The organism is Mesorhizobium sp. WSM4814 (assembly GCF_055811595.1).
Window position 1 is genome coordinate 157200 of the sequence record NZ_JBVVQT010000003.1, and the last position, 14078, is coordinate 171277.

Below are 14078 nucleotides of genomic sequence, written 5' to 3' on the forward strand. Positions count from 1 at the left end.
CCCCCCGCCCCCCCCCCGCCCCCCGCCCCCCACCCCCCCCCGCCCCCCCCCCCCCCCGCCGCGCGCGCCCCGGGGCGGCCCCCCCCCCCCCCGCCGGCCCCCCCCCCCGGCCACCCCTCACCCCCCCCGCCCGCGCTCCCCCCCCCGCCCAACCCCCCCCCGGGCGGGGGGGGGGCCCCCCCCCCTCGACCCGGCCGTATCATCAATTTCAACGCTGCAGGGGGACGGAGTGACTGCCGCCGCCATTCTTGAAATCCGCGACATCTCGAAATCCTTCGGCGCCATCAAAGCGCTGACCGGGGTCGATTTCACGCTGCAGCGCGGCGAAATTCATGCGCTGTGCGGCGAGAACGGCGCGGGCAAGTCCACGCTGATGAATATCATCGCCGGCATTGTGCAACCCGACGAAGGCGCCATTCGTCTCGAAGGCAAGAACGTCACCATCACATCGCCATCCGCCGCGCAGCGGCTTGGCATAGGCCTCGTCCATCAGGAAATCGCGCTCTGCCAGGATGCCACGGTGGCCGAGAATATCCTCATGGCGGCCGTCAACAATCGGCGCGCGCCGCTGATGAACTTTCGCCGGCTCTACGCCGATGCGCAGAAGATAATGGACCTGCTGGCACCGATCCCGGTCGAGACGCCAGTCGCCGATCTTTCTATTTCCAACCAGCAACTTGTGGAAATCGCCAAGGCGCTGACGCTCGAATGCCGGGTGCTGATGCTCGACGAGCCGACGGCCGCGCTGACCGAGACCGAGGCGCAGCGCCTTTTCGCAATCGTCCGCGATCTCAAGGCGCGCGGAATCTCAATCATCTACATCAGCCATCGCATGGCGGAGATCTTCAGCCTGTGCGACCGCGTCACGGTGTTTCGTGACGGCAGATACGTAGCGACCGATTCTATCGCTTCGGTCACTCCCAATGATGTCGTGCGCAAGATGGTCGGGCGCGAAATCACGCAGCTCTATCCGCAAAAGCTCTCGCCTGAACGGCGTACCGACCGCCCTGTGCTGTCGGTCGAAAATCTCTCCTATCGACAGGGTTCCGCTGGCGTCAGTTTCACGCTTCGAGCAGGCGAAATTCTTGGCGTTGGCGGGTTGATTGGCGCCGGTCGGAGCGAGATGGTCCAGACCGTTTGCGGCTTGCGCCCGAAAGTGTCGGGATCGGTCGAACTCAATGGCGAGCCGGTCAGCATCAGGACCTACAGCGATGCGGTGCGCGCAGGCCTCGTCTACCTCTCGGAGGACCGCAAGGCGTCGGGCCTGTTCCTCGACCTGTCGGTTGCATCCAATATCTCCGCGCTCGACCTTCGGAAGCTGACCACGCCGCTTGGGCTGCTCGATCGCCGCGCCGAGGCAAAGCAAGCCACCGACCTGGTCGTGCGCCACGGTGTGCGCATGGGCGGCATCGAGACACAGGTGTCGACGCTCAGCGGTGGCAACCAGCAGAAAGTCGCCATCGCCAGGCTTTTGTCGGTCGGCCCCAAAGTGGTCATTCTGGACGAACCCACACGCGGGGTCGATGTCGGCGCCAAAGTGGAAATTCATCGCCTGCTTCGCGATCTCGCCGAGCGGGGCGTCGGCGTCATCGTGATTTCATCCGAGCTTCCGGAATTGATCGGACTGAGCGACCGGGTGCTTGTCATACACCAAGGTGCCATCGTCGGCGAACTGGAGGCTGACGAATTGACCGAAGAGGCAATCATGCTGCTGGCTTCGGGTCTCCGGCAGCAACGATCAAACGCAAGGCAGGTTCAGAATGTCGCTTAGACAGACCGGAGGTACCCTCATGGACGCTGAAATCAAGGCGAGCGCCCCCGGGCTTGGCGGGCGCAACTGGCTGCGTCTTGGGTCGATGCGCGAGGCGGGGCTGATCGCTATCATGCTGGCGCTGTGCATCGCCATGACATTCGCTTCGCCGCATTTCCTGACCTGGGGAAATTTCCGCGCCATGCTGATGAGCTTCTCCATTGAAGGCATAGTCGTGGTCGGCATGACGATACTCCTCATAGTCGGCGGCATCGACCTTTCCGTCGGGTCGGTGGTCTGCTTCTCCATGGTCGTGTCAGGCGCTCTCTTCCTGATGGGTCTGGACCCGTGGACCGCGAGCCTCATCGGCATAGGCGCCAGCGCGCTGATCGGCGCGGTGATGGGCTTCTTCGTGACCGTTATCGGGCTCAATCACTTCATCACATCGTTGGCGGCGATGGTGATCGTGCGCGGTCTCTGCCTTGTCATCACCAAGGGAACCCCGCTGTCGCTGTTCACCCTGCCGCCCGGGTTCAAGGCGATCGGCCAGGGCAGCTTCGGCAATGTGCCTTATGTCATCGTCATTTTTGTCGTGGTCGTGGCCATCTTCGATTTTCTGCTTCGGCGTGCCACGGCCTTCCGCAAGGTCTTTTATACCGGCAGCAACGAGAAGGCGGCCCAATTTTCAGGCATCAAGACCAAGCAGGTCAAATTCTGGGTCACGGTTCTCTGCTCCACCCTCGCGGGCTTTGCCGGCATCATCTATATGTCACGCTTTGGCGCTGCGACCCCGACCTTCGGCGCTGGCATGGAGCTCAACATCATCGCCGCGGCGGTGATTGGCGGAGCATCGCTCAATGGCGGCTCGGGCACCATCTTCGGCGCCATACTGGGCATGGCGCTGCTCTCGGTCGTCACAAGCTCGCTGATCCTGCTCGACGTTTCCGTCTATTGGCAGGACATGATCAAGGGATGCATCCTGCTCGCGGCGGTATCGATCGACCACTTCCTGCATCGCAGGAAGTCCTGAGCAGCAGCGCGAGAGTTGAGCATCCATCATGTCACCACCCAATTCGCGGGACGACGTCACGATCGTCCGCCAGATGTATCAGGCGCTTGTGCTTCATTACATGGAAGCCAAGACGCAGGCGGAAATCGCCAAGGAGCTCGGCATCTCGCATGCGACCGTCAACCGCCTCATCAAACGCGGTCATCAACTCGGGCTTGTCGAGATCAAGATCAAGTCGCCGGTCGAGCAACTGATCGACATCGAGGCGCGACTTGTCGCGATCGGTGGACTCCAAAGGGCCGTCGTCGTCCCCTCCGTTTCGGACAATCCCCAGACTGCGCTTCAGCGTGTCGGTGAGGCCGCGGCCAGGCTGGTGCTCGAGACGATCAAGGACGGCGACACGATCTCCATCACCGGGGGCAAGGGGGTGAGTGCCGTCGTCGCTGGCCTCAAGCCGAACCGCAGCTACGACGTCGAGGTTGTTCCCGCGACCGGCCTGGTCCAGGGCAAGCATTACACCGACGTCAATCATGTCGCGTCTCTGATGGCCGACAAGCTCGGCGGCCGCGCCTATCAGATTCACGCGCCGCTGTTTGCCGACAGCCCGGCCCAACGTGACATGCTGATGGGCGTCCGGGCGGTTTCGGATGTCTTCAACAAGGCGCGCGAAGCAACGCTTGCGGTGGTCGGCATCGGCTCCATCCTGGCTGACGATTCGAGCTACTACGATCTGCACCCGTCCTCGAGCGCCGACCGGCTGGCCATCGAGCGCTCGGGCGCCGCGGGCGAACTGCTCGCCCATCTCATAGACGGCGACGGCAAGCTCGCCGACTACAGCCTCAACCGCTCACTGGTCTCGCTGACGCTCGAGGAATTCGCGACCATTCCGCAGTCGATCGGGGTCGCAAGCGGCGCCAGCAAGGTGGTCCCGATCCTCAGTGCCATGCGCGGCTCTCACCTCGACACTCTCGTCACCGACGAAACCACCGGCTTGAAGATCCTCGAGCTCGCCGAAGGAAATGCTGCATGAATACTCGACAAATCACCCGCTCAATCGGCAAGTCCGGCGTTGTAGCTTCGGCGGTGGGACTAGGCACCTGGGCCATCGGCGGCTGGATGTGGGGTGGCACGGATGAAGCGGAATCGATCGCCGCCATCCAGGCGTGCTTCGATGCCGGCGTTTCGCTGATCGACACCGCGCCGGCTTACGGTCTTGGCCGCAGCGAAGAGATCGTCGGCAAGGCAATCAAGGGCCGGCGCGACCGCGCGGTCATCGCCAGCAAATGTGGCCTCAACTGGCATTCGAAAAAGGGCAACCACTTCTTCGATCAGGATGGAACGCCGGTGAACCGATATCTGGGCGCCGACGGCATCGCTTATGAGGTGGAACAGAGCCTGCGGCGGCTCGGCACCGACTATATCGATCTCTACATCACCCACTGGCAGGACCCGACGACACCCATTGTCGAAACAATGGAAGCGCTCGAACGCCTCAAATCCGCTGGCAAAATCCGCGCCATCGGCGCCAGCAATCTCAATGCTGCCGAGCTGCAGCAGTATGTCGCCGCTGGCCAGCTCGACGCGATCCAGGAAAGATATTCGATGCTGGATCGCGACATCGAGCAGACATTGCTGCCGATCGCGCGCCAGCATCAAGTTGCAGCACTCAGTTATTCGTCGCTTGCACTCGGCCTGCTCTCGGGCGCCATCGATCCGGCGCGTGAGTTCAGCGGCGACGACCAGCGCAAGGACAATCCTCGATTCTCTCAGGCCAACCGGCGCAAGGTAGCCGCGCTGAAACATGCCCTGGCCCCGGTCGCTGAGGTCCACCAGGCAAGCATGGCGCAGATCGTCATCGCCTGGACGCTGGCGCAACCCGGCATCACCTTCGCGCTGTGTGGAGCGCGAAACGCGACGCAGGCGCTCGACAACGCCAGGGCAGGGGAGATCTTGCTGAGCGCGGCGGAACTGGGGACGATCGATGCGGCGGTGGCCGGGCATCTCGTAGCGATAGACGCGTGATCGAAAGCGCACCTTAAGATGACTCGCATCCAGACGATCGCCGGCTTGCGCGAGAACCCCGATGTTGACGTCCTCGTGATAGGCGGCGGCATCAACGGCATCAGCGTGTTTCGCGAGCTCGCTTTGCAGGGCGTCGATGTCCTGCTCGCCGAAAAGGGCGATTATTGTTGCGGCGCCAGCGCAGCCCTCTCGCGCATGGTTCATGGCGGCTTGCGCTACCTTGAAAACGGCGAGTTCAAGCTGGTCCGCGAATCTCTGCTCGAACGCGATCGGCTATTGAAGAACGCGCCGCATTGCGTTGCGCCATTGCCAACCACAGTGCCTATCTTCGACCTGTTCTCAGGCATCGCAAATGGCGCATTCCGCTTCCTTGGGCTAAGCCGTCGTCCGGGTCGGCGCGGCGCATTGGTCATCAAGACCGGCTTGGCGATGTATGATTTCTTCACCGCCGCACGGCGTATCGTCCCGACGCACAAGTTCAGGAGCCGTGCTGAAACACTCAAGGTCTGGCCTGCAATCAATCCTGCTATCCGCAATTCGGCGACATACTATGACGCCTGGGTCAGCCACCCCGAGCGGCTGGGTACCGAGATGCTGCGCGACACCATGAACGAAAGGCCATCGGCTCGAGCGCTAAACTATGCACGCATATCGTTCGGTGACGCGGGCCTCGCGCTTAACGATGGACTGTCTGGCGAAACAGTTGCCGTGAAGCCGCGGCTCGTCGTCAACGCCACAGGCGGCTGGATCGACCTGACCAATTCGGCTATCGGAGCCGTTGCGCCCAAGTTTATGGGCGGCACCAAAGGATCGCACCTGATCGTCGATAATCGCGAGCTTCACGACGCCCTCGACGGCCACATGATCTATTACGAGAACGAGGACGGCCGGATCTGCATCCTGTTCCCCTATCTCGGCAATGTGCTGGTCGGCTCGACGGATATCCGTGCCGACGATCCCGACCAGGCGCGCTGCGAGGACGACGAGCGGCAATACATCCGGCAGTCCGTGTCCTTCGTGTTTCCCGGGATCGAGATCACTGATACCGACATCGTCTTTCAGTTCACCGGGGTGAGGCCGCTACCGATAAGCCGGGACAGTTTTACCGGGCGCATTCCCCGCGATCATTTCTGCGAGCTCATCGAGGGCGCCGGTATGGTGCCGCCGACGCTGTGCATGATCGGCGGGAAATGGACAACCTTCCGGTCGTTCGGCGAACTGGCAGCGGATATCGTGCTCGAGCGATTGTGCCGACAGCGCATCGTCGGCACCGAAAACATGCCGATCGGCGGCGGCCGGCATTTTCCCATGGCCCCCGAAAAATGGTGCGCAGAACGCGCGGCGGTGCATGGCCTGTCGCTTGACCGCATGCGCAGCCTGTTCGAGCGCTACGGCACCGTGGCGGATGCCGTCGCCGCTTTTTTGGCAGCGGGACGGGACGAGCTCTTGCCTGGCAGCGACTACTCGGTCCGGGAGATTCAGTATCTCATCGCCAATGAGTATGTCGAGCAGTTGGAGGACCTGCTGCTCCGCCGCACGACAATTGCCATCACCGGTGCACTCTCTTGCGACCTTCTCGATGCGGTTCTCGATATTCTCGCAGTCGAAAAAAGCTGGGACGCTGCGCGCAAGGCATTCGAGCGCACCGATTTCCTCGCCCTGCTGCAGCGCCAGCACGGCGTCGATCTCGACCAGCTATCGCAAAAAGACCAAGGAAGGAGCGCCGAATGCGCATCAACAAGAAAGTCCGCATGAACCGGCTGTTCGGCGGGGCGCGCTGTCTCGACGTCGCAATCGACCATGGCGTGTGCAACGAGCCGTCGTTCCTGGAAGGGCTGGAGGATATGGCCGGCGTCGTCGCCCAGCTGGTCGCCGCGGGGCCGGACGCCATTCAGATGAATTATGGCCAGGCCGATTTGCTGCAGTCCCTGCCTGGCAAGGACAAGCCGGCATTGGTCATGCGCATAGACATGGGCAATCCATACAACAAAACCCGCCATCGTTCGATGTGGGCCGTCCTGCAGAACGAAGCCGAGCCGCTGATCGGCGCGCTGGAGATGGACGCGGCCTGCGTGGTCGTCAATCTGTTCATGCTGCCCGACGAGCCGGACCTGTTTCGGCAATGCGTCCACAACATTGCCAGGGTTCGCGCCGACTGTGAAAGATATGGCTTGCCGCTGATGATCGAGCCGCTGGCAATGCTGCCCAATTCGGAGCGCGGAGGCTACATGGTCGACGGCGACCCCGAAAAGATCGTCACCCTGACCCGGCTCGCCAGCGAGATGGGCGCCGACATCATCAAGGCGGATCCGACGACCGATCCGAACGACTTCCACCGGGTGGTGGCGGCGGCACGCTGTCCTGTCCTTGTGCGCGGTGGGGGCAGGGAGGATTTGCGCGCCGTCTTCGACAAGTCGGCGGCGCTGATGGCACAAGGCGCGGCAGGCATGGTCTATGGCCGCAACATATACCAGCATTCCAACCCTCGTGCCGTCGTGAGAGGATTGATGGCGATCATCCATGAGAATGCCGACGGTGCGGCCGCCTGGGAGCTCTACCAGCAACAATAATCTTTGCAGCTTGGGAGGAGCTTCAATGCAGCGATATATCCTTGGTCTTGATGCGGGCAATACCGTCATCAAGGCCATCATCTTCGACACCGCAGGTCGCGAACTCGCACTTGCCGCTCGCGACGGCCGCTCCTGCATGCCAGAGCCCGGCCATGTCGAGCGGGACCTCGGCGAATTGTGGCGCAACGCCGTCGAGGTCATCCGCCAGTGCCTCGACCAGTCGGGCATCGACCCCCGCGACATCGCGGTGATCGGCTGCGCCGGCCACGGCAACGGGCTCTACGCGCTGGACCGCGGCGGCGACCCGCTGCTCGGCATCCAGTCGCTCGACACGCGCGGCGTCGGCATCGTCAGCGAATGGGCGGCCGCAGGCGTTGGCGACCGGACCTATATCCACTGCCTGCAACGGCCCTGGGCGGCGCAGACGCCGACTCTGCTGGCGTGGCTCAAGCGCCATGATCCGGCACTTTTTGCCAAAATAGGCACCGTCTTCCTGTGCAAGGATTTTATCGTCAACCGCCTCACCGGCACGCGCTCGACCGAGACCTCGGATATGTCGGGCTGCGGGCTTTTGCACATGCCCGGCCGACGCTATGAGCCTGAGTTGCTGGCCGCCTATGGTCTCGACGATTGCATGGAACTGCTGCCGAACGTACTGGAAGCCTCCGCCATCGCCGGCCATGTCACGCGCGATGTCGCCGCTGCCACCGGCCTTCTTGCGGGCACGCCTGTGGTGGCGGGCCTGTTCGACGTCGTCGCCAGCGCCATCGGTTCGGGCGTCACCAGCACCGGCGCCGCCTCGATCATTGCCGGCACCTGGAGCATCAACCAGGTTATCACCCAAGAGCCGATCCGCGATCCGTCTATCTTCATGCTGTCGACCTTCGATCCGCTGCGCTATCTCGCCATCGAATCGAGCGCCACTTCGGCCGCAAATCTCGAGTGGATCGTGCGTGAGTTCTTCGAGCATGCGCCGCCGGCAGGCGCATCGCCATTCGAGATCTGCAGCGAGCTTGTTGCTTCCGTCGATCCCGCGGGAGACATGCCGATCTATCACCCATTCCTTTACGGCTCGCAGCAGAATGGCAAGGCGCGTGCCGGTTTCTACGGCATCGCCGGCTGGCACACGCGGGCTCATATGCTGCGCGCACTGTTCGAGGGCGTCGTCTTCGAGCACCGGCGCCATGTCGAGACGTTGCGTCGAGCGGGAGCCGTTGTCAGCCAGGCGGTTCTTTCGGGCGGCGGCTCGCGCAGCGCCGTTTGGCCGCAGATATTCGCAGATGTGCTGGACGTGCCGGTGACCGTGGCGCGCAGCCGTGAGACAGGTGCGCTGGGAGCTGCGATTGCAGCCGGGACAGGCGTCGGCTTATTTGCCGACTTCTCTGCGGGCGCCGCCGCGATGACCGCGCCCGACCGATGCTACCAGCCCAATTGCGCGATCGCACTGGTCTATGAGCGGCGCTATCGTCTCTATGGTGAGATCAACAAGGCCATGGGTCCGCTATGGGACAGGATGGCAAGCGAACGGACGTCCAATTGACACAGACCGCTGCCGATTTTGGACAGTACGACTTCATCATCGTCGGCGCGGGTTCAGCCGGCTGCGTGCTGGCCAACAGACTGTCGGCCAATCCAGGCATGCGCGTGCTGCTTCTGGAAGCCGGCGGCAGCGATCGCTATCATTGGGTCAACATTCCCATCGGCTATCTCTACTGCATGGGCAACTCGCGCACCGATTGGCTGATGAAGACCGAGCCGGAGCCTGGGCTGAACGGTCGTGCGCTTAACTATCCGCGCGGCAAGCTTCTGGGCGGCTGCTCATCGATCAACGGCATGATCTACATGCGTGGCCAGGCGGCCGACTATGATGGCTGGCGGCAAGCCGGGAATCTCGGTTGGGGCTGGGATGACGTGCTTCCGTATTTCCGCAGGTCCGAGGACCATTTTGGTGGCGCCAACGACCTTCACGGCGCCGGTGGCGAATGGCGCGTCGAGCGCCAGCGCCTGTCGTGGCCAATCCTGGATGCCTTCCGCGACGCTGCCGAGGAACTCGGCATCCCCCGGACCGAGGATTTCAACGGCGGGACCAACGAAGGGTCGGGCTATTTCGAGGTCAACCAGAGGAAAGGCGTGCGCTGGAATACCTCGAAGGCGTTCCTGCGCAGCGTCCTGCGACGGCCGAATTTGCGCGTCGTCACCGGCGCCGAGGCCGAGACGCTGGATTTCGACGGGGCTTGCGTCACCGGCGTCGTCTTCCGCATGGGCGGCCAACTGCATCGTGCACGGGCAGGCGAGACGATCCTTGCCGCCGGCGCGATCAATTCGCCGAAGCTGCTCGAGCTTTCCGGCGTCGGCCGACCTGCCGTGCTTGGCGCAGCAGGAATCCCGGTTCGCCACGCGCTGGAAGGCGTCGGCGAGAACTTGCAGGATCATCTGCAGATCCGCACAATCTTCAAGGTCGCCAACGCCTCGACGCTAAACCAGCGCTACCACAATCTGTTCAGCCGTGCGGCTATGGGCGTCGAATACGCTATCCGTCGCACCGGACCGCTGTCGATGGCGCCGAGCCAGCTTGGTATCTTCGCCAGGAGCGACCCACGCCTGGAGACGCCCGATCTCGAATACCATGTCCAGCCGTTGAGCACTGACCGGCTGGGCGAGCCGCTGCATCGCTTCCCGGCGGTCACGGTTTCGGTCTGCAATCTCAGACCGGAAAGCCGCGGCACCGTCCACATGGAGGCGTCCGATCCGCAGGCGGCTCCGAAGATCCGGCCGAACTATTTGTCTACCGAGGGAGACAGGACCGTGGCTGTGGCATCGCTCCGCCACGTCCGCCGCTTGATGAAGGCGCGCGCCATTGCCCGTTACGCGCCTGAGGAAATGCTGCCCGGCGCACATTATGAAAGCGACGAAGATCTCGTCCGCAAGGCCGGCGATATCGGCACGACGATTTTCCACCCGGTCGGCACCTGCAAGATGGGCGCAGGCTCGACGGCAGTGGTCGACGGCCGGCTGCGGGTGCACGGCATTTCTGGCCTGCGCGTCGTCGACGCTTCGATCATGCCGACGATCGTTTCCGGCAACACCAACTCTCCAGTGGTCATGATCGCGGAGAAGGCATCGGCAATGGTTTTGCAGGACGCAACCGCGAGAAATGTTCTCGGCGCGTCTGAGCTAAACTGAAACGAATGAGCAGTGCATGCGATTCTCAGCGTCCCGCCGAATCGATGTGTTCGACAGACGTAGGACAAGAGTGCTTCGAAGCAGCACGTCACGTGGATACATCGGACGGCCCGTGGCGGCACACTGCTCGGTTGGAGATGCCATCGGCTTCCGGGACTTGAAGACGGTCGATAATTGTCATATATTTTGCACAGTGAATGTGACTATGGATATGACAAGAGAGAGATCTATGGGGCGGGCCCTTAAGACACCGGTGCAGAATGAATCTCTGATTTTGTCCTATATGGACCGGGCCGGGAAAATTGCCATTGACCAGGTGGCGGGCAGTTTTGGAATGTCCAAGAGCCAACTGGCGGAGACCACCGGTCTTGCCCGCGAAGCCCTCTATCGGCTAGAGCGCAGCCGCACGGCCAAGACACAGGGGCGTCTACGGGAAATGCTCGAGATCATCAGCCGCGTGGCCGATTGGGCGGGCGGCAAGGAACAGGCCATGGCCTGGTACCGAGCCCAACCGCTGCCGGCGTTCGGCGGACGCACCGCCGAAGCCCTCGTGAAGGAAGGCAAAGCCGCCGCCGTTCGCGACTATCTCGATCATATGGCTTTGGGTGGCTTTGCTTGAGGTTTGTCGGAACCTGCTACAGGGCGCATGATCCACGCTGGGCATTCAAACCGACTTCCGGTGATGGAGCGGCGATCAGGGGTGCCCGCTTCAATCCCAAAGGTGTGCCGGCGCTTTATCTGGCGCTGACCGTAATGACGGCGGTCAAGGAAGCCAACCAGGGTTTCGCGCATCGGATCGACCCCTGCGTGCTGTGCTCTTATGAGGTGGACTGCGGGGACATCACTGATCTGACGACGGAGCAGGGGAGGGGAGAATCTTCTGTCACGTTCGAGGACATGGCCTGCGCCTGGGCGACGGCTCTCAGCGGGGGAGAGCGTCCTGCATCCTGGTTCATCTATGACCGACTGCGGCCTCAAGGCATTGCCGGTATTCTGGTTCCGAGTTTTGCTCCGGGCGCCGAGACGGAGGACCGCAACCTGGTGCTGTGGGACTGGGGGCCGGATCTTCCGCACAAGGTGAACGTATTCGATCCGAGCGGCCGGCTGCCGAAGGACCAGCTGTCCTGGCGATGAAGCATTCGCGGAAGGACAGGGCTTTGGCCGCAGGCGTCAGCGCCAGCCCAGGGCCGGGGCAACATGGGTCAGGATCGCCTCGATGACATGCGCGTTGTAATCGACGCCGAGCTGGTTGGGAACGGTGAGCAGCAGCGTGTCGGCCTCCGCAATGGCCTCGTCCTTCTTCAGTTCCTCGATGAGGCCGTCCGGCTCGGCGGCATAGGTGCGGCCGAACACGGCGCGCCTGTCCGCTTCGATGTAGCCGAAATGATCCTCGCTCTCATTGCTGCCGAAATAGGCGCGGTCGCGATCGTCCACCAGCGCGAAGATGCTACGGCTCACCGACACCCGCGGCTCGCGTTCGTGACTGGCCGCTTTCCAGGCCGCACGAAAGGCCCGGATCTGTTCGGCCTGCTGAATGTGAAAAGGCTTTCCGCCCTCGTCGAATTTGAGCGTTGAGCTCTGCAGGTTCATTCCCAGTTTCGCCGCCCATTCCGCGGTGGCATTGGTCGCGGCGCCCCACCAGATCCTGTCGCGCAAACCCTCCGAGTGTGGTTCGACGCGAAGCAGGCCGGGCGGGTTTGGAAACATCGGCCGCGGGTTCGGCTGGGCAAATCCTTTGCCGCGCAAGACTTCGAGCAGCACTCCCGTGTGCCGCCGGGCCATGGCGGCGTCGCTCTCACCCTCTTGCGGGGCGTAGCCGAAGTAGCGCCAGCCGTCGATCACCTGCTCGGGCGAGCCGCGGCTGATACCCAGCTGCAGACGCCCGCCGGCGATCAGGTCGGCGGCACCGGCGTCCTCGGCCATGTAGAGCGGGTTCTCGTAGCGCATGTCGATCACCGCTGTGCCTATCTCGATGCGGCTGGTCTTGGCGCCGACTGCCGCCAACAGCGGGAATGGCGAGCCGAGTTGCCGTGCGAAGTGATGCACACGGAAATATGCCCCGTCGGCGCCCAGCGCCTCGGCAGCAACGGCAAGCTCGATGGATTGCAGCAGAGCGTCGGAGGCTGATCGCGTCTGCGATTGCGGCGAGGGCGCCCAGTGTCCGAACGACAGAAACCCGATTTTTTTCATGAGAATGCCACGTCAGAGTGAAAGGCGTTCTCGTTATCTAGTTATTGAACCGCTCGCCTGCCACGCCAATTCAGACCTGGCGGCTTGGAAGCAGGGTAGGGCAGGCTTTTTGCCTCCAAGCCTTGTCAGGTTGACCCGGAACTGGTCTCTGCGGCGTTGATAGCGGGGGGCATCCCGGCGGAGGCATGGCCGAGTTGTTTTTTGCACATTGCGTTCGTCGACCTCGGCTTACGAAAGCTAGGCCAGCGCTCAGTGATTGGTCCGCGAACTTCTTCGCCCGTTCGCCCTCCGGCAAGGTCGCCGCGGACGCCGGCGACCAGGGCCGCGCGCTCGACGATCATTTCCGGCAACACCAACTCTCCAGCGGTGATGATCGCGGAGAAGGCCTCAGAAATGATCCTGCAGGACGCCAACCATGAGAAATGATCGTCGGTGGCGCATCTGAGCTAAAGCAGACCGGCAGCTATTCGTTGTCGTGCCGTCTCCCCGCTCCTTTGAGGCGACGGACGATGGAGCGACCGATTCCGGCAGCGCCGAGGTGTTACTGCGACTTTGTCGCGCAGATCGCGAAGCGATGTTGAGTGGCGCGTTCGAGCGCCTTGGGCCAACTCATCCGTCGAGCCTGGGCGCGATGGATCGCGCCCAGTTTCCAGTCCACGACCGGCTGCTCGAACCCGGCGTCGGCCAGCAAGCGAACTATCTCGTCCGCCCGTGCGCCGCCTGAGAAATAGACACGGGCAAGAATGTTCTGGTGACGTCTGGCCATGGCGGCGCCGTCATCGTCCGAGACCTGGGACTTGCCGGCCGTGAGCTTCTCCCAAAGTTCCCGCATACGCGTCGCCCAGTTGCGGCTGACAAAATCGCCTTCGATGACCAGCAGCCTGCCGCCGGGCTTCAGCAGCGAGAACCATTCGGCAAAGGCCGCCTTCGGATCCAGCAGCGTCCAGACCAGGTGACGGGTGACGATGACATCGTAGCTCGCCCTGTCCTCGAGCGTCCGTTCTGCATCCCTCACGATGAAGCGGATATCGGCGCCGCGTTTTTGTGCCTTGGCGCGCGCCTTGGCAAGCATGGCTTCCGACCAGTCGAGGCCTGTCACCACAAAGCCCAGATCGTGCATCAGATGCGAAATGACGCCAGTCCCGCAGGCGACATCCAGGGACGCCCGCCCGGCGCCTGGCCCAATGTGCCTGGTCATGAGCGCGTGCCAGGCGGCACGCTCCTGCTCGGAAAAAATCTCGTGGCCGACCTGCAGGTCGAATGTCTCGGCGCGGTCGGACCAATAGTCTCGAATCTCGTCGCGCAGCGAATAGTTTGCGTGAGCCGTCATTGCCCGAACGCACTCCCCAAAGCG

Annotated in this window: 12 protein-coding genes and 1 pseudogene; 10 read left to right on the forward strand and 3 right to left on the reverse strand. The window is 62.8% G+C overall.

The annotated features are described in order from the left end of the window. Positions 1-229 precede the first annotated feature (229 nt). The 10 genes from AC0L2V_RS07115 (at position 230) to AC0L2V_RS07160 (ending at position 11668) form a co-directional block, all read left to right on the forward strand. Positions 230-1771, forward strand: coding sequence for a sugar ABC transporter ATP-binding protein (locus AC0L2V_RS07115; protein WP_473519770.1), 1542 nt, complete (start codon positions 230-232; stop codon positions 1769-1771). A gap of 19 nt (positions 1772-1790) precedes the next feature. Further along, positions 1791-2780: an ABC transporter permease gene (locus AC0L2V_RS07120; RefSeq protein ID WP_128172110.1), complete on the forward strand. Its 990-nt coding sequence runs from the start codon at positions 1791-1793 to the stop codon at positions 2778-2780. A 28-nt stretch (positions 2781-2808) separates the two neighbouring features. Then, a complete protein-coding gene (locus tag AC0L2V_RS07125; RefSeq protein ID WP_473519771.1) occupies positions 2809-3789 on the forward strand; it encodes a sugar-binding transcriptional regulator in 981 nt (326 codons plus the stop codon). Beyond that, positions 3786-4781, forward strand: coding sequence for an aldo/keto reductase (locus AC0L2V_RS07130; RefSeq protein WP_473519772.1), 996 nt, complete (start codon positions 3786-3788; stop codon positions 4779-4781). The genes AC0L2V_RS07125 and AC0L2V_RS07130 overlap by 4 nt, the downstream gene beginning before the upstream one ends. Positions 4782-4799: 18 nt before the next feature. Continuing rightward, a complete protein-coding gene (locus AC0L2V_RS07135; protein ID WP_473519773.1) occupies positions 4800-6536 on the forward strand; it encodes a glycerol-3-phosphate dehydrogenase/oxidase in 1737 nt (578 codons plus the stop codon). Beyond that, positions 6509-7351 (forward strand): class I fructose-bisphosphate aldolase, encoded by an 843-nt coding sequence (locus AC0L2V_RS07140; protein ID WP_473519774.1) that lies wholly within the window; start codon positions 6509-6511, stop codon positions 7349-7351. Before AC0L2V_RS07135 ends, AC0L2V_RS07140 begins: the two co-directional genes overlap by 28 nt. Before the next feature lie 25 nt (positions 7352-7376). Continuing rightward, positions 7377-8891 carry an FGGY-family carbohydrate kinase gene (locus AC0L2V_RS07145; protein ID WP_473519775.1) on the forward strand — a complete coding sequence of 505 codons (1515 nt, stop codon included), beginning with the start codon at positions 7377-7379 and terminating at the stop codon, positions 8889-8891. After that, on the forward strand, positions 8888-10534 hold the full coding sequence (locus AC0L2V_RS07150) for a GMC family oxidoreductase (RefSeq protein WP_473519776.1): 1647 nt from the start codon (positions 8888-8890) through the stop codon (positions 10532-10534). Before AC0L2V_RS07145 ends, AC0L2V_RS07150 begins: the two co-directional genes overlap by 4 nt. 229 nt (positions 10535-10763) lie before the next feature. Then, positions 10764-11153: an MbcA/ParS/Xre antitoxin family protein gene (locus AC0L2V_RS07155; protein WP_473519777.1), complete on the forward strand. Its 390-nt coding sequence runs from the start codon at positions 10764-10766 to the stop codon at positions 11151-11153. Next, complete coding sequence (locus AC0L2V_RS07160) at positions 11150-11668, forward strand: RES family NAD+ phosphorylase (RefSeq protein WP_473516205.1); 519 nt, start codon at positions 11150-11152, stop codon at positions 11666-11668. Before AC0L2V_RS07155 ends, AC0L2V_RS07160 begins: the two co-directional genes overlap by 4 nt. 36 nt (positions 11669-11704) lie before the next feature. Here the strand turns inward: AC0L2V_RS07160 and AC0L2V_RS07165 are convergent, their stop codons facing one another. From AC0L2V_RS07165 to AC0L2V_RS07175, 3 genes and pseudogenes are all read right to left on the reverse strand, one after another. Beyond that, on the reverse strand, positions 11705-12724 hold the full coding sequence (locus AC0L2V_RS07165) for an LLM class flavin-dependent oxidoreductase (RefSeq protein WP_473519778.1): 1020 nt from the start codon (positions 12722-12724) through the stop codon (positions 11705-11707). Positions 12725-12835: 111 nt separating this feature from the next. Next, positions 12836-13062: pseudogene (locus tag AC0L2V_RS07170) on the reverse strand (integrase); the annotation flags it as partial. 203 nt (positions 13063-13265) lie between these two features. Further along, complete coding sequence (locus AC0L2V_RS07175; RefSeq protein ID WP_473519779.1) at positions 13266-14054, reverse strand: class I SAM-dependent methyltransferase; 789 nt, start codon at positions 14052-14054, stop codon at positions 13266-13268. Positions 14055-14078 lie beyond the last annotated feature (24 nt).